We start from the raw sequence: 17469 nt of genomic DNA, 5'->3' as shown, positions 1-17469 counted from the left end.
ACTTATGTTTAATATTTTAAAAGCAGGCGACCAAGTATCGCTTGATACTAATAATGTTCAAGTCATGGGTATTTTGAATGTTACTCCTGACTCTTTTTCTGATGGTGGTAAGTTCTCAAGCCCAGACTCTGCTCTTAGCCAAGTAGAACGCATGATTAATGATGGTGCTAGTATCATTGATATTGGCGGTGAATCAACGCGACCAGGCGCAGCTGATGTTTCAGCTGAGCAAGAGTTAGAGCGAACCATCCCCGTTATTAATGCTATTAAAAGTCGATTCGATGTCGCGGTGTCTATAGATACCAGTAAAGCTGCTGTCATGTCGAAAGCGATAGAAGAAGGCGTTGATCTAATAAATGATGTTAGAGCTCTGCAGGAAGATGGTGCTTTACAGGCGGTGGCAGCTTCTAATTTACCTGTATGTTTAATGCATATGCAAGGTCAGCCAAGGACTATGCAAAATAATCCTCAATATAACGATTTGATAAGAGATATTGAGGCATTTTTTCAAGATAGAATATCTGCTTGCGAGCAAGTTGGCATAGATAGGTCTCGAATCATTCTCGACCCCGGCTTTGGTTTTGGAAAAACCGTAGAGCAAAATTATCAATTGCTGGCTCAACTAAATAAATTCGATTCTTTAGGCTGCCCAATTTTGTCAGGCACATCCAGAAAGTCTATGATAGGTAATTTACTTAACAGAGATGTTGAAGATAGGCTTGCGGGAAGTATTACGACAGCCATTTTAGCTGTGCAAGCAGGGGCATCAATTATTCGCGTACACGATGTTGCTGAAACTGTGGACGCTTTAAAAATTTTACAAATAACGCGCTAAATTTAACTTACCTTTATGTGAAGGTAATAAAACAAAAACAAGGAATTTTACATGTCTGAAAGAAGATACTTTGGTACCGATGGTGTACGTGGTCTTGTTGGGCAATATCCAATTACGCCTGAATTCGTGATGAAGCTTGGCTATGCCGCTGGTAAAGTATTAGCAGCTCAAGGAACAAAGAAAGTGCTCATTGGCAAAGATACGCGTATTTCTGGCTATATGCTTGAATCAGCGTTAGAGGCGGGTTTTTCTGCAGCTGGTGTCGATATTGGTTTACTCGGCCCAATGCCAACACCTGGTATTGCTTATTTAACGAAAACATTCCGTGCTGAAGCGGGTATTGTTATTAGTGCCTCTCATAATCCATATTACGACAATGGTATTAAATTCTTTTCTCAAGATGGTCAAAAACTTCCTGATGAAGTTGAGTTAGCTATTGAAGCAGAGCTTGATAAAGACATGTCTTGTGTTGAATCTGACAAACTAGGTAAAGCAAGTCGTATTGACGATGCGGCTGGCCGTTATATCGAGTTTTGTAAAAGTAACTTCCCGAGCCAGTATTCATTAACGGGTATGAAAATTGTGGTTGATTGTGCACATGGTGCAACTTACCACATCGCGCCGAATGTTTTCAGAGAGCTTGGCGCTGATGTCATTGAAATTGGTACCGCGCCAAATGGCACGAATATCAACGATAAAGTTGGTGCTACGTCAATGGACGCGATTAGCTCCGCCGTTGTTGAACACAAAGCTGATTTAGGTATTGCGTTAGATGGTGATGGTGACCGCCTGATGATGGTGGATCATACCGGCTACGTTGTTGATGGCGACGAATGTGTTTTTGTTATTGCCTGTAACGACCTGCAATCGGGTAGTATCCGTGGCGGTGTTGTTGGCACATTAATGAGTAACATGGGCCTAGAATTGGCACTTGCTGATATGGGGGTTCCTTTCGCTCGCAGTAAAGTTGGTGACCGCTATGTGATGGAAATGCTTAAACAACGTGGCTGGCAGTTAGGTGCAGAAAATTCAGGTCATATTATTAATCTAAACCATACCTCTACAGGCGACGGCATCATTGCTGCTTTAAATGTATTAACCGCTTTATGCGCTTCAGGCAAAACTTTGCATGAACTTAGAAGCGGAATGAAGAAGCTGCCACAGGTTTTGGTAAATGTACGTTTCACCGGTGATTCAGATCCTATTAATACGGAAAGCGTTGCAAGTGCAGTTCATAGTGTTAATGAAAAGCTGACAGGCAGAGGTCGAGTGTTATTGAGGAAGTCAGGCACTGAGCCGTTAATACGTGTTATGGTAGAAGGCCCTGACCTAGCAGAAGTTACCGAATTGGCTAATGAAATTGCTGATGCGGTAAAAAAAGCCTGTTAAAAAGGTTGAAATCTAGCCAAACGAGCAAGATATTAAGTGAAAGACTTGTATCTTGTTCGCAGGTTAGTTAATATCTCGCCGCTTTGATTTAGGAAATACTCATGACAAGAAAAATCACTGTTGCTGCCAATTGGAAAATGAATGGTAATTTGGCACTTATTAATGATATGTGTCAGGCGTTTAGTCAATTGCCAGATTCTCAACAGCGAAATATTGTTGTTTGTCCGAGTTTTCCATATTTATCTGCATTTGCTCAGGCTATTGTTTCAAACGAAATTAGCCAAAAGGTTAGCTTAGGTAGCCAAAATGTTAGCGAGCAAGAGAAGGGCGCATTTACTGGTGAAGTTTCTACCAGTATGCTTAAAGAGATGGACGTAAACTTCGTTATAGTTGGTCACTCTGAGCGTCGTTCGATTTATAAAGAAACAAGTACGTTAGTTGCACATAAAGTAAAAACGGCACTTGACGCTGGCATGACACCAATTTTATGTGTTGGTGAAAGTGAGCAAGAGAGAGAAACAGAACAAACAAATGTTGTGTTAGCCTCGCAAATTCAACCTGTTATAGATGAAATAGGTATTGAAAGATTTAAAGATGTTGTTATTGCGTACGAGCCAGTATGGGCAATAGGTACGGGTAAAACGGCATCGCCAGAAATGGCACAAGAAACTCACCAGTTTATTCGAGAGTTTATTGGTGAAAACGACAGCGAAATTGCTGCAGGTATCTCCATTTTATATGGTGGTAGTGTTAATGCGGGCAATTGTAATGAATTATTTGCACAAGCTGACATAGACGGTGGTCTTATCGGTGGTGCTAGCTTAAAAGTCGACGAATTCTCAACGATTTGTGCGGCGGTTTAAAGGATATAAAGCATGTTGTATCAAGTACTAATTATTGTTTATTTACTTGTAGCGCTTTGTTTAATCGGTTTGATACTGATTCAACAAGGTAAAGGTGCAGATATGGGCGCATCATTCGGTGCAGGCTCTTCGGCAACTATTTTTGGCTCTAGTGGTTCAGGTAACTTCTTAACAAGAGCAACTACGTGGCTTGCAATTGCATTTTTCGCGATTAGTTTAGTACTAGGCAACTTAACAGCTAACCGCGTTAAGGTTAACGATGAGTTTGATAACTTAGGCGCACCAGCAACACAAACTATACCAGCTGATTCAAGTGTTGAACCAGCTAAATCAGAAAACACTGACGTACCTCCTGCGACTGAAAGCAAGAAGGAAAACGACAGCGAAATCCCTGATTAGTTAACAATTTCGCGGATGTGGTGGAATTGGTAGACACGCAATCTTGAGGGGGTTGTGAGCTATGCTCGTGTGGGTTCAAGTCCCACCATCCGCACCAATTGAATAAAAAAGGCTACAGAAATGTAGCCTTTTTTATTTGCCTCGATTTTTTCAAAGCGTCATCTCATGCAGTGTAGCAAGTTGTTAATTTGGACGAAAAGCTCGTTATCTCGTTTACAGTTTGTAATGGTAAAGGTTTAAATCAGCTAGTTTATCAACGGTGGCGAGTGAGCGTTTTTGAGTTGTGTTTTCAAGGTTACGATAGACTGCATATAGATGATTACTAGGTACTTAATCGGATAGGGTTAAAATTTGGCTAGGTAGCGCTTTGCTATATTTTAGGCAAAGGTTAAACAACCATTCGTTTGGGGGATAGCTTACTTAGATAAATGCTACCTTACTGGCTTTTGTTTTGCATTTTATGCCGAGGAATTATCGATAAACTCACTATATAATTTTTCTTTTTTCGTGAATTATAACGGGTGGCGGTATACTGTCAGTGTGTTGACGGCTAACTGACGTGGTAAAAAGTGATTTAAGCCTCTAAGCTGCAAAGGCATTTTAGGAAACTATATACGAGGTTTGTATGTCAATTTCAGTAGATAAATTAAAGAAGCTCCGAGTCAACAATGGTTGGTCTCAAGAACGTTTATCGGAACTTTGTGGCGTGAGTTTAAGGACCATTCAACGAATCGAGTCAGGTGAAAGTGTATCGTTAGAAACTCAATTAGCTCTTGCTAAAGTTTTTAATGTAGCGCCTGCCGATTTGTTTGAAAATAATGAATTAGAGTTAGGCCAGGGCGGAATAAACTGGAGTGGTATTTGCGGCCTTGCGTTAGCCATTTTTCTTGTAACCCTGCAATTTAAGCTTCCAGGTGCGCCATTTTTCGATTATATCAGCGTGTTATTGGTTTTAGGGCTTTCATTTGCCATGTGTGCAATATCTATTGGTTTTGAAAAAACGCTGTTAACGATGTCGATGATCCGCTGGGTCGTTGTTCTACCAAACAACCAAGTTGGGTTAGAAAACAGAATTCCTTATCTTAATAAACTGATAATTTATTGTCATACCGCCGGTGTAATTTCTTCATTAATTGGTATTATTGCTGTGTTTTTGACACCAGACCACTTTGAATGGGCAGTTAAACCTATACCTAAATACGAGGTGTTGTATGGCGTCGGTATCGCTTTACTAACGCTTCTATATGCTGCAGTTATTGCTGAGTTAATTTTGCGCCCTTTAAAACACCAAATAGAACAGCTGTTAATTAACAGAAGCTCTTCAATTAGCCAATAACCCCGGAATTTTACAAATGAACAATAACTGTCGAATTAGGCAGGGGCTTCTTGCCGCCTGCAAAAAGGTAATAGTACTTTTAGGCGGGATATATAGTTTAGCAGGGCAAGCTGAAAATCCGCACTCGGAGCTATTTACACTAGCAAAATCAAGCAGCCATTCAATCGTAAAAACGACTGAGAAAATTACGATTGACGGCCTTAATGGCGAACCAGTGTGGCAGGAAGTAAGCGAAATTGGGCAACTGCATCAAATATACCCATCAGAGTATCAGCGTCCTATTTATCGTTCGTCGGTGAAAGTACTTTATGACAACGCTTACTTATATGTGTTTGCCAAATTGTACGATGACGATATGAAAAACTTGAGCCGCTCTGCTATGGCGAAAGGGCATGATATCGCCAATGACGATATTTTCGGTATTGCTTTTGATTCATTTAACAGCGGTAGCAACGGGTATTATTTCGCCACTAATGCAAACGGATTTAAAGAAGATGGTTTGCTTAGTGACAACGACACTTATATTGGAGAGTGGGATGGTGTTTGGACTGTTGCTACTAGTACGGCAGCCGACCATTGGACGGTCGAAATGGCGATACCTTTTAGTTCCTTGTCGTTTGGAGAGCAAAAAGCATGGGGAATGAATTTTTTTAGAGAGATTAAAAGTCCAGAACAGCATTTATATTGGAGTTCTCGTGGTAAAACGTTGTACCCATGGGCGCCTGAGCACATGGGTACAATCAAGCCAATTAGTGGTATTTCTCAAGGCAGGGGAGTTGACGTTTTGTTATCTGGGGTCTACTCAGAGCTCTACGAACGTGGCAAGACAAGTGATGCTAATGCTGAACCATCTTTAGATGTCTCTTATAAAATATCGCCCTCAATTACGTCGGTACTGACCATTAACACCGACTTTTCAGCAACTGAAGTGGATAAGCAGCAGATCAATTTAACCCGGTTTTCATTGTTTACTCCGGAAAAAAGAACTTTCTTTTTAGAAGGGGCTGATATATTCGAGTTTGGGAATATATATGGCAACGCTAAACCTTTTTTCTCGCGAACAATAGGACTATCAGATACAGGAACGCCACTCGATATTCATGCGGGTGTTAAATTGTCTGGGCAGCATAAAAATACTCGATTTGGGCTGCTTAATGTGTATCAACAACAGTCGTTAAACTCCTCCAACGATATTGGTCTTACTGTGCTGAGAGTAAATGAACAAATCACAGAATCGATTAAGCTGGGCGGAATTATAACCAATGGCAGTATCAATGATAGCGGCAATACGTTGTGGGGAACCGATGTTCAATATAGAAACAGTCAGTGGCTTTCCGGCGATATCGTAGAGCTCTCGGGGTGGTTTCAACAAACTGACGATAAGCATTTTGTCAGTAAAGGTAAGGCGGCAAATGTTTCCTTAAGCTTACCTAATGAGTATTTTGCTGCGAAGCTTGATTATACCTACATTAACGATAGGTATCAGCCGGGGTTAGGGTTTGTTAATCGGCGCAATATTGAATCGATTAACGGTTTTGCTAGTATTACATCACCTTTTAGAAACAGCCATTTTAATAACCTTTACCATAACATTAACTTTGATTTTACCAGAGCATTAACAGGGGATGAAAAATCAAGCTTTTTAGGATTTGACATTTTTGATGGAACCATGAAAAACCAAGGGTATGTCAAATTGTCCTTAAATCATTACACTGACAACGTAGTAGAGCCGTTTATTATCATTGATGAATTTGAAATTTTACCTGATAACTACCGTTATCATCAGTGGCAACTCGAGGCGAGTACAGATGCTTCAAGTAAAACTGCTTACTCTATTGCCGTAAACAAGGGAGGGTATTACCAAGGAAAAACCAAAAGTATTGCATTTGCTGTATCAAGTAGCGTTAATCGATTCATAAACACTTCTATTGAGGCACAATTTCAGCGACTAAGTTTTTCTCAAGATCAGTTCGATATTAAATCGATATCCGCCAAGTTAGACGTGTCTTTATCAACAGCATTGTTTTGGAACAATTGGGTGCAATATAACAACGTTGCCAATGAGTTAAGCGTATATTCCCGTATTGTATGGGAATATGGGCCAGCAAACTTTTTAACTTTAATGTTGAGTCAAAATTACATTGAAAGCTCTGATGGAAGCTTTGACAAGCTGCAACAGGGTAAAGTTGCTAAATTACAATACAGATTGTCATTCTAAAGGGGCGAAGAGTGTTGGTGAGAGTTTAAGTCCCATTATCTAAACCAATTGTTCAACGTAGAAAAAGACTGCTTAGGCAGTCTTTTTCTACGCTTGTTACTTGATGAAGCCTTAACAAGGATCAAACTCAATAAGTTAAGTCGTAATGGATTAACTTACATGAATTTTTTGCTGATTAGAGAAATGCGCTTGGCCGCAAACGATAACGCAAAACCAAGCGCTAAGATAAAGGTGACTCTGAGGCTAAACCCTGAAACTGTATATGGAGTTACGCTCGGATCTAACAATTTCATAGCTATTAAATGAACAATAAAAGAGCCTGAAATAGCAAGTGCTGCTAAAACCCAAACGTCACTACTTTTGTTATTTTTAAACACTTTATTGCTGGTACTTATGATTGCTACCACTCCAAGTGTGTATGCGACTAAAATTCCCAACCCATTAGAGACATTGAAGTGATATAGGGCGTAAAAAACGCCAATGATAAGTGACATTGCTACTACTTTAAAAAAGCTTGTGTAATTCATAAAAAACATCCTTATATTCTTTACTTCAATAATTGACTGTCGCTTTATTGAACAGAGTAGCAGTATAGTCAGCTAAATTCATCAAAACTTATATGCTAGGTGCTAACTAATGACGACTTAGCCTACAAGCGGCTGCTGTTATTCGTTTCTTTTTCACTATCAACTTCCTTATTTGTTCCCTAATTCAAATCATTTTCTATTGTAAGATTAGCTTTAAATAAAACATGGTTTAAAGATAAAACAATAAAGCAGGGTTACTGAAGTACCCTCAAGGATTGAACAATGAAAAAACTGATCAAGGTATGTACTCTTCTTTTAATTGCAATAACCTTAGTTTCTAAAGCGCAAGCTACTTTAATAAACGACACGATAAATGCGTCTTATAGTTCTACTTTTAGTACGATATTTAATACCTCTGCAACTGTGGGTGACGGCGTAGAGTTTTCAGGCGATGATTTATTTTTGTTTAGCTACACGTTGGATTTTACTGCCGATTCATTTACGTTAACGGTGTCAAAAGGATCGACTCATGGTAACTTCACCGGTATTTTCTCTAACTTGCTCATTACGGGTATCGACGCGACCGTTCTAGATGTTACCTTTGATCAAGTGGCAAGTAGTTCTTTTAGTGACAACAAAGAGCCAACGATTGATTTTTCAACACCTGGCGCTATTCGACTATTTTCATCACCATTTTTCTTAAGTGCTAATACGCCTGCAAGCGCGCTTTCTCACTCGTTTACCTGGAATGTCTCATTTGAATCGACGCCAGTGCCAAACCCAAATACTGTGTTTCTATTCGCATTCGCTGGTCTCATCACTTTTTGGTCGAGAAAAAAGGTGTAAATCGACAACTATCATACAAAACGTTAGCTAATAAATCCTCCTATTCACCCGAGCAGGGGGATTTTTTAATCGTGAACAAAGTCACTATTATTGCTTAATTCCTTAATAAAATTACCAAAATTCAAACTTACGTCTATAGTCTTTTAAGTGAGTGGAATACATTAGGAGTTCAAATGAGTGGATTGGCCAAATCGAGCATTAAAGCCAAACTGTTATTTTCATTTATCTGTTTAACTGTGGTTATTGTCTTGGTTCTAGAGACGATAGCAACACGAAGTTTAAACAATGTGGTTGATCAACAACTAGAAACGATGGAGTCAGAGTTAAAGTCTTCAGTGGAGCAAATTCTGACATTAGCAGGAGAAAAAGCCGCAGGTAATATATCTTCTTTACTTAATCAGGGGTTTACAACGACAAAAGCTGTGGCAACCGCATTAGCTGAATCGAAACAACAAACGCCGTTCTCACGTAACGAAATAAAGTCGATTGCATCATCTGCACTCATGTCAAATCCAAAACTCAGTTCATTATATACGCACTTCGAAGCTAACGCTTATGATGGTCTAGATAGCGAGTATGCTGGTGTTTTAGAGCACAGCGGAGATACTGGCTCGATTGAAATTTATTGGGTTAGAGAAAACGGTAGTGCCGTTTATTATGAGACTGAAGATTCAAACGAAAAGTACAATGATAGTTTGAATGCCAGCGGTATTCGTGAAGCTGAATGGTATTTATGTAGTCGAGATACTCGATCGGCTTGTACTTTAGATCCATACCTTTATGAGATTGAGCCAGGTAAATCGGAAATGATGACTTCTCTTGTTTCTCCTGTTCTCTCTGGTGGCGAATTTATTGGTATTGTTGGCACCGATATTAACCTGCCAATAGTACAAGGCTGGATAGATGATTTGGCCAAGACACTGTTTAACGGTAAAGCAAATATCTCCGTTGTCAGTAAAAATAAATTGTTAGTCGCCTCGAGTAACTATAGTGAGCACAATGGAAAGTCACTTGACCAATTTAGTAATTCACTTACTTCAATCATTAATGCTGGAAGAAAGGTAGATTTCAGTGGTGATGTTTGGCTAGTAACTATTCCTATTACTATCGAAGAATCAAACACTCAATGGAATATGGTTATTGGTCTTCCAAAAACAATCGCATTGGCTAATGTTAATAACTTACAGTTAAGCGCTGAAGAGAGTGAACAGCAAGCGTTTTTTATGATCATATTAGCATCGATAGTTATTATTGCCGCTGGAGTTGGTTTGGCTTTTTGGTTGTCTACATCACTAGTAAAACCAATTTCTGCTGTGTCAGGCTCTATTGAAAATTTGTCTTCGAATGAAGGGGATTTGAGCCAAACGGTAAATGTAGAAGATCATAAAGAGCTCATCTTACTTGCGGAAAACTTAAATAAATTTATTGAAAAGTTAGCAAGCATAATTTCTGCATTAAAAGGTGTTTCATCTGAGTTAGTTTTACAGTTCGAAAAAGTGGAAAACACGTCTGAAAGCATTGGTAGTGACACTCGCTACCAGCAAGAAAACCTCGATAGCGTTGCGACAGCAATTAATGAAATGTCAGCTACGGCATTAGAAGTGGCTAATCTTGCATCTTCTACCGCAAGGAGAACAACCGATGCTAATGAGCTTTTAAATCAAACCCAAATTGGGTTAAAAGAAAACGTTGACGAAGTTAATGTTCTAGCAAACTCAATGGAAGAAACTTCAAATCAAATATCTCAAGTTGCATCGCGAAGTCATGACATTACTAGCATTGTGTCGACTATCCAGTCTATTGCAGAGCAAACTAACTTGTTAGCCCTTAATGCAGCAATTGAAGCAGCAAGAGCGGGTGAACAAGGTCGTGGTTTTGCGGTTGTTGCAGATGAAGTAAGAAGCTTAGCGGCAAGAACCCAGACATCGACTCAAGAAATTAGCGAATTGATTAATAACCTGCAAGGAGATGTCGATAAAGCTGTCGATAACCTAGACAGTATCGCCGCCACTGTTGTTGGCACCGTAGATAAAACAAATTCTAGTTACAGTCGTTTATCAGAAACTATCCAGGGCATTTCGGAGATAAATGATAGCGTTGGACAGGTTGCTACCGCAGCAGAAGAGCAAAGTGTAGTAAGTGAAGAATTAAGTGAGCGAGTAGTTGTGATCTCTGATAGTAGCACGCATTTAGCAAGCCTCGGTAAAGATATTAGTGACTTAAGTACAGAGTCTAAGCACTTGATCAATGCTATCAACCAAGAGTTAAATAAGTTTCAGGTTTGAGGCCATTAACAAAGGCTGGAAATACTAATTTTAGAAAGGAAAACACTTATGAAGCGATTACGTTTATCTTTGATTGTGTTGGCATGCTCATTACCAGTAAAGGCTTTTGCTGACATGAGTTTTTCAGCAACTGTTGTGTCAGACTATATGTTTCGAGGTGTAAGCCAAACGGATAGTCATCCTGCAGTGCAGCTCTCCGCTGACTATGAACATCGTAGTGGCTTTTTCGCTGGTGTCTGGGGCTCTAATGTCGATTTTGGCGATGACGCAGATGCAGAGGTAGATTTTACGCTAGGTTATGCCGGTGAAGTTAATTCGTCTTTTTCATTTGACGTATATTACGTTTATTACACATACACAGGCTATTCAAGTGCCGATGAAATTGATTATGGTGAGCTCATTGCTAATGGCTATTATAAAGATTTCACTTTTACACTTGGTTACGCTGACGATTTTGCGCAATCAGATGAATCAGCTCAGTATGTAAGTGTGGCTTACGACATGGGGATTTTTGAAGACATTAATCTTTCTATGCAAATTGGTTATAGCTTTGGCGATGCATTTGATGGTAGCGAATATATTGACTATAGCGTTTTTGCTTCAAAAGAAGTGCAGAGTGTAGAGTTATCAGCAGGGCTTACCAATACCGACATTGATGACGATGATACTGCTGATTTACGATTTGTGGTAGGGATGAGCTATTCGTTTTAATAGAGCCACGTCAAAAGCAGTTTTGATAACTGCTTTTGACGCTAAGATTTAACGTTACGGTGTGTAGTAAACAGGTGAACCTGGCCCTACCGGTAAGCCAAAGGCGAATACCCACACATAGAACAACACAACCCAGCCAATAAAGAAGGTAATGCTGTATGGCAGCATTGTCGCAACCAAAGTACCTATTCCCATATCTTTCTTATATTTGGTAGCTACCGCTAATATCAAGCCAAAGTAACTCATCATGGGGGTAATCAAGTTGGTTACAGAATCACCAATTCTGTACGCCGCTTGAATAGTTTCTGGTGCATAGCCAATCAACATTAACATAGGAACAAAAATAGGCGCTGTAGCAGCCCATTGTGCAGACGAAGAGCCTAAGCTTAAGTTAATCAAGGCACACATAAAGATAAATAGAACAAACACTTCTGGGCCTGTTAGGCTCAGTGCTTGTAACAACTCTGCACCATTAATCGCCATGATAGTGCCAAGATTGGTCCACTTGAAGAAAGCGACAAATTGCGCAGCGAAGAATACAAGTACAATGTAAAGACTTAGCGACCCCATTGCTTTACTCATGCCGTCGATAACATCGCGGTCGTTCTTCATTGTGCCTACAACTTTACCGTAAACAAATCCTGGTATCGCAAAAACAATAAAGATCACGACAACAATACCTTTTAAGAAAGGTGAACCAGAAATGGCACCAGTTTCAGGGTGCCTTAAAATGCCATCATCAGGAATAATCGTTAACGACAAAATACCTGCTACCGCAAGCATAGCCAATCCCGCCCACTTTAAGCCTTTTTTCTCAAGTGCGGTTAATGGTTGAATATCTGATACTAGCTCTTCACTCGCTTCTGAATCGTCATATTTACCTAAGCGTGGTTCAACCACTTTTTCAGTAATAATCGTACCTAAGATTGCAATTAGGAATGTCGACACAATCATAAAGAACCAGTTAGCTTCTGGGCCAACTTGGTATGTTGGGTCAATTAATTGCGCTGCTGCTGTCGTAATACCAGAAAGAAGCGGGTCGATAGTACCTAAGAATAAATTAGCACTGTAACCACCTGAAACACCTGCAAATGCTGCCGCCAAACCAGCTAATGGATGACGCCCTAAACTGTGGAATATCATGGCAGCAAGTGGGATAAGAACGATATAACCTAACTCGGAAGCAGTATTAGAAAGTATTGCGGCAAACACCACCATAAAAGTAACTAAACGCTCTGAGGCGCCCATTACCATTCCGCGCAATGAAGCAGATAATAAGCCTGAATGTTCGGCCACACTTACACCTAATAGCGCGACTAATACCGTGCCTAATGGCGCAAAACCGGTAAAGTTAGTAACAAGGCCAGCGAAGATTTTTTGCAAACCTTCAGCACTCATTAAGCTAACGACTTCGATAACGCCATCAGGATCACGGCCGGCAGAACCAACAGGTCTAGGGTCGATTGCACTTAAACCAAAAAAGTCTGCTACGCCACTGAAAACAATGATAAATAAACAGAACATCGCAAATAAAGTTATTGGGTGCGGAAGGAGGTTTCCGAGAAATTCAACCGTTGACAAAAAACGATTGAACCAACCGTTTTTCTCTATCGGCTGCCTTGCAACTGAAGTCATAAATTAACGCCTTTATTGTGCTAAGTCTTATCACGAACTAACGCTTAGCTTAAATTTAAATTTGCAGGCATTATACAGTGACAGTCGAAAATACCAAATCTTACCTTGCTGATATTTTCGATCATCAGCTAATAAGGTTCACCTCTTTAGTGACAAAATGATTAGTTCTAAAGAACTAGTTAATTTGTTTTAAACAAATAAGCCAATGTAGCTAAGGAGTATGTAGATATTGGATCGATATTTTTACCTATTTTCACTCTGAACTTAATTGCATATATTTATTTGGACAATTGAAAACGCTATTAAAGGTATCCGCCAAGTAGCTAATGTTCTGTCGGTTTTAGATCGTTTTCCTGTCGTTTTGTAGTCTCTTGCTAGGCGCGCATATTAATTGTGTGCTGTTTGTAAGGCGTTGTATTGGCTATATGTTCTATATAAACACAGCAACGCAATTCCATTTGATTTTCACGGTAGTTGTTCGTTTATAAATTCGAGATGGAGCTCGAGTTATCCTCCATCGCTCTGTTACGCGCGTTATGTTAGGAGCCAATAACTAATGTCAAATGTATCTTATCCAGGTGTTTATATAAAAGAAGTGCCTAGCGGTGTTCGTACTATTGCAGGTGTCAGTACGTCTATTGCTATGTTTCTAGGTAGGGCAAAGAAAGGTGAGTTAAACAAACCTATTCTATGCTTAAGCTACAACGACTTTGAGCGCACGTTTTCCTCTGAGTTTGCCAGCAGTGACTTAGCTCGTTCAGTTAAACTGTTTTTCACCAATGGTGGGAGTCAGTGTTATGTCATGCGGATAGCCGATATGACGGTAGCAAGAGCCTCAGAAGTGACGCTACAAAACGAAGCTAATGCCGATACGTTGCAACTAACGGCAAAATCTCAGGGACTCTTTGGCGATAGCATTCGCGCGATGGTTGATTATGATACGTCACTGCCCGAAGTCACTTTTAATTTAACCCTGTTTCGTTGGGAACAAAACTCATCGGGAGCTCTGGTTGAATCTTTAGCGGAAACTCACGTTAACCTTTCGATGGATGAGAATGATGCAAGGTATGTGGTCGACGTTATTAATCGTGATTCACAATTAGTCACAGCGGCCAATTTAGGCGTTGCACCGGTTAGTGGATATTCTCAGTCAGGTTTTGCTGTTTCTGCAGCAGATAATGCTGTTTTCCGTTCTCAGTGGATGGCTAAGCTTGGTGCAGCGGTAAGCACTAATCGCTTTATGTTAAGTGTCGATGGTATGTCACCTAGAGAAGTTGACTTGTCTAGTTTGGACTTTACCGATGCGGGCCACCCCTTGCCCTTGGATACTGATGCTAACGCTGTCGACAATTTAGCTCAACGCATTGAAAACCTGATAAATAATGACATTTTGTCAGGTACAGGTTCGGTTGTCTCGGTAGCTATTCCAGATCTAAATAATGGTCCCTATGTATATCCCGCAGAGCCTGTAGGGCCTGCTGGGCCGGCAGGTCAAGATAATGCATTTACCAGTTATTTACGAATTACCTCTGCTAATGGCAATGTGCTAATAGAGCCCGCTTTGTCTCATGACTTAGCGGTACCATTAATGCTTGGAACGGGGCAAGGAGGTATTGAAGTAGGCCAGTATTCTCTCGCTAGGCCAGCACCAACCGGCAACGTCACCTCTCTGGAAGACTATGTAGCATTTGGCAGCTTAGCACAAAATGCATTTGATCGAATTGTCATAGATGGAACTGAAATCGACGTGGCGGCAGGTGTTTATGATATTACCACGTCAGGTATTGGTGTTACTGATGCGAGAATGTATCAAGACGCTAATGCTACTGATCAAAATGACGGCCGCGGTGGTGTTGCAGAAAAGTATGCCATTATTGCCTCTGCGATTAACAGTGCGGCACTCGCAGATCCAAGCTTTCGATATACAGCGAAGGTATGGGGAAATCGACTTGCCATAACTCCTATGTCGGGTGGCGACAATTTTGTTGTCAATATTAGCACCTTACTCGGTGGCGGCGCCGGCCCAGCTATTTCTGCAAACGTAACCAATAATACCCGTTTTTACTCTTTAGGTGCTGGAGGTCTAGCGCAATTTCAAACACCGGGCTTAGCGGGAAATGATGGTACAAAGCCTTTGCTAGCTGACTATGAAGATGCTTACCGAATCATCGACAGCCAAGTTGATTTGTTCAATCTATTAGTTCTTCCTCTAGATCATGATAACAGTGACTCTGAAACGCGACAGCTTTGGGGGCCAGCATCTGTATTTTGCCAAAAACGTCGAGCCTTCTTATTGATAGATCCACCAGATAACTGGACAGACCCTCAATCTGCAACCGATGCCGCGATTGGCGTTAATTCGCTTAGGGTTGGTTTAGTGAAAAACCGAGCGGCGGTTTTTTACCCTAATGTCACCATGATTGATAACACTAAAGAGGTCAATGTTGGCCCTGCAGGTGCCATCGCGGGTTTAATTTCTCGAATAGATGGTACTAGAGGAGTATGGAAAGCTCCCGCTGGAATTGAAGCTGATTTGCGTGGTGTTGTTGGCGTGCAATACAAGCATTCAGATGGTGAAAACGGTGTGATGAATCCTAGAGGCATCAATAACATTCGTTTATTCCCTAACGGGATTGTCAGTTGGGGCGGGCGCACTATGGATGGTGATGATGGCTTTGGTTCAGAATGGAAGTATTTACCTATAGTTCGTACGGCGCTGTATATCGAGGAATCACTTTATAGGGGATTAAAATGGGCTGTTTTTGAGCCGAATGACGAGCCATTATGGTCGCAAATTCGTCTTAATGTTGGCGCCTTTATGCATAATTTGTTTCGCCAAGGAGCCTTTCAAGGACAAACGCCAAAAGAAGCCTATTCGGTGTCGTGTGATGCTACCACGACAACGCAAAATGACAGAAACCTTGGCATTGTCAATATTCACGTAGGTTTTGCACCACTTAAACCAGCGGAGTTTGTTGTGCTTCATTTACAGCAAATAGCTGGACAAGTTCAAGTTTAACAAGGAATAAATCTCATGGCGCAATTTACGGTAAACACTCATCGTTTCGACCCATATAAAAATATGAAGTTTCGAATTAAATGGGATGGAATTTATGTGGCTGGAGTGGCAAAAATTTCCGCATTAAAACGAACAACTGAAGTGGTAGAGCATAGAGAAGGTGGAGACCCTAGTGTACCTAGAAGAAGCCCCGGAACCAGTAAAACGGAAGCTATTACTCTAGAGCGTGGTATTACTCACGATCTCGCCTTTGAACAATGGGCAAATATGGTAAACAACACCGATGGTGATGCTGCAATCTCGTTAAAAGATTTCCGCAAAGATCTGATTATAGAATTACTCAATGAACAAGGCAGTGTTGCTAAAGCGTACAAAGTTTATCGTTGCTGGGTGTCAGAATTTCAGGCGCTTCCTGAGCTTGACGCCAATGGTAACGCCATCGCTATAGAAACCATGGTTTTACAAAATGAAGGCTGGGAACGTGACACTGACGTTGCCGAGCCAGCAGAAACTTAATAGTCAAAGACTGAATATCTTATGGAAAAGGTCAATTTGCGATTTTATCAAGAACAAACTGAGCAGCATATGGTGTTTTCTATGCCTGAAATAACTGGTGCCATTGAGCTATCGGTTACGGGGGTTGATACGTTAAGCGCTTCTAAATTACTGTCTTCATTGTTCGATATAAACTCAAAAAAGGACAAGCAATCCTCAACGCTTTATCAAAGGTTAGATGTCGAGTTGTTAACGGCCTCAGATAGAGATCTATTATTGGCGGCTTTGCATAGGCAGTGCTTTGGCGACCGCATTGTCTCGTCAATCACTTGTGTTGCTTGTACTCAGGTGTTTGACTTGTCTTTTAACCTGTCTCAGCTTCAAGAGCATATATGGTTAGATACTTTACCCTTCAAGGTAACCAAAAACGCAACAGTTAAGTTTAATCAGGAAAACGCGGGTGAACCTGAAATTAACTTCGACACCAGTATTTACACCGAAAGCATTGATTTGCCTACCGCTAAGTTTGAGCACCAAGTTGCCCTTAATGGAAAGGTTTTTAGTGAGCAAGAGTTGCGAGAAGCATTAAACATATCGCGCCAATCTATTGCCGAATATGAAGCTTTACTTGAGAAAATTGCGCCCATTATCGATGTCGAAATGGATGCGACTTGCCCGGAATGCGGCACATTGCATCAAGCTGAATTTGATCTTCAACGATATCTTTTGCAACGGCTTATCAATGAAAAAAAGCTAACGTTATCTGAAGTGCATGTTATTGCAGCAAATTATGGATGGTCATTGCATGACATTTTATCTATGCCGCGAAGCACAAGAAAGTCGATGATTGAAATTTTAGAAAGGCCTCATTAATTGCAGTTGGAAAAGGCAATTCAAGGTTTTGTTTTAAA

General features: G+C 40.6%; 14 protein-coding genes and 1 tRNA gene. 13 read left to right on the top strand and 2 right to left on the bottom strand.

Annotated features, from left to right (window positions below):
• Positions 1-4: 4 nt before the first annotated feature.
• From folP to ACOB80_RS14390, 7 genes are all read left to right on the top strand, one after another.
• Positions 5-835 (top strand): dihydropteroate synthase, encoded by an 831-nt coding sequence (gene folP / locus ACOB80_RS14420; RefSeq protein WP_473166551.1) that lies wholly within the window; start codon positions 5-7, stop codon positions 833-835.
• A gap of 51 nt (positions 836-886) precedes the next feature.
• A complete protein-coding gene (gene glmM / locus ACOB80_RS14415; RefSeq protein WP_473166550.1) occupies positions 887-2224 on the top strand; it encodes a phosphoglucosamine mutase in 1338 nt (445 codons plus the stop codon).
• Between the two features lie 101 nt (positions 2225-2325).
• Positions 2326-3087, top strand: a complete 762-nt coding sequence (gene tpiA, locus ACOB80_RS14410) for a triose-phosphate isomerase (RefSeq protein WP_473166549.1) — start codon at positions 2326-2328, stop codon at positions 3085-3087.
• Between the two features lie 15 nt (positions 3088-3102).
• Positions 3103-3486 (top strand): preprotein translocase subunit SecG, encoded by a 384-nt coding sequence (secG, locus tag ACOB80_RS14405; RefSeq protein WP_473166659.1) that lies wholly within the window; start codon positions 3103-3105, stop codon positions 3484-3486.
• A gap of 11 nt (positions 3487-3497) precedes the next feature.
• A tRNA-Leu gene (locus tag ACOB80_RS14400) sits at positions 3498-3583 on the top strand.
• A gap of 528 nt (positions 3584-4111) precedes the next feature.
• Complete coding sequence (locus tag ACOB80_RS14395) at positions 4112-4822, top strand: helix-turn-helix transcriptional regulator (protein WP_473166548.1); 711 nt, start codon at positions 4112-4114, stop codon at positions 4820-4822.
• 16 nt (positions 4823-4838) lie between these two features.
• The gene (locus ACOB80_RS14390; protein ID WP_473166547.1) at positions 4839-7040 is read left to right on the top strand and encodes a DUF5916 domain-containing protein; all 2202 of its coding nucleotides are present in this window, start codon (positions 4839-4841) and stop codon (positions 7038-7040) included.
• Positions 7041-7195: 155 nt separating this feature from the next.
• Here the strand turns inward: ACOB80_RS14390 and ACOB80_RS14385 are convergent, their stop codons facing one another.
• Positions 7196-7567: a hypothetical protein gene (locus tag ACOB80_RS14385; RefSeq protein ID WP_473166546.1), complete on the bottom strand. Its 372-nt coding sequence runs from the start codon at positions 7565-7567 to the stop codon at positions 7196-7198.
• Positions 7568-7849: 282 nt separating this feature from the next.
• Here ACOB80_RS14385 and ACOB80_RS14380 point away from each other — a divergent pair, with 282 nt between their 5' ends.
• The 3 genes from ACOB80_RS14380 (at position 7850) to ACOB80_RS14370 (ending at position 11409) form a co-directional block, all read left to right on the top strand.
• A complete protein-coding gene (locus tag ACOB80_RS14380) occupies positions 7850-8413 on the top strand; it encodes a hypothetical protein (protein WP_473166545.1) in 564 nt (187 codons plus the stop codon).
• A 173-nt stretch (positions 8414-8586) separates the two neighbouring features.
• Positions 8587-10698, top strand: a complete 2112-nt coding sequence (locus tag ACOB80_RS14375) for a methyl-accepting chemotaxis protein (RefSeq protein WP_473166544.1) — start codon at positions 8587-8589, stop codon at positions 10696-10698.
• Between the two features lie 48 nt (positions 10699-10746).
• Positions 10747-11409, top strand: coding sequence for a TorF family putative porin (locus tag ACOB80_RS14370; protein ID WP_473166543.1), 663 nt, complete (start codon positions 10747-10749; stop codon positions 11407-11409).
• Positions 11410-11463: 54 nt separating this feature from the next.
• Here ACOB80_RS14370 and ACOB80_RS14365 read toward each other — a convergent pair whose 3' ends face one another.
• A complete protein-coding gene (locus tag ACOB80_RS14365) occupies positions 11464-13044 on the bottom strand; it encodes an AbgT family transporter (protein WP_473166542.1) in 1581 nt (526 codons plus the stop codon).
• A gap of 556 nt (positions 13045-13600) precedes the next feature.
• Here ACOB80_RS14365 and ACOB80_RS14360 point away from each other — a divergent pair.
• From ACOB80_RS14360 to ACOB80_RS14350, 3 genes are read left to right on the top strand one after another with little or no spacing between them, the layout of a single operon-like run.
• Positions 13601-16063 carry a phage tail sheath family protein gene (locus tag ACOB80_RS14360; protein ID WP_473166541.1) on the top strand — a complete coding sequence of 821 codons (2463 nt, stop codon included), beginning with the start codon at positions 13601-13603 and terminating at the stop codon, positions 16061-16063.
• A 15-nt stretch (positions 16064-16078) separates the two neighbouring features.
• Positions 16079-16579: a phage tail protein gene (locus tag ACOB80_RS14355; protein ID WP_473166540.1), complete on the top strand. Its 501-nt coding sequence runs from the start codon at positions 16079-16081 to the stop codon at positions 16577-16579.
• Positions 16580-16600: 21 nt separating this feature from the next.
• Positions 16601-17431, top strand: coding sequence for a T4 family baseplate hub assembly chaperone (locus tag ACOB80_RS14350; RefSeq protein ID WP_473166539.1), 831 nt, complete (start codon positions 16601-16603; stop codon positions 17429-17431).
• Positions 17432-17469: the final 38 nt, after the last annotated feature.

The sequence above is a fragment of the Thalassotalea coralli genome, from assembly GCF_055786205.1.
Note: the sequence above shows the minus strand (reverse complement) of the source record. Positions and strands in the feature narration are given on the sequence as shown.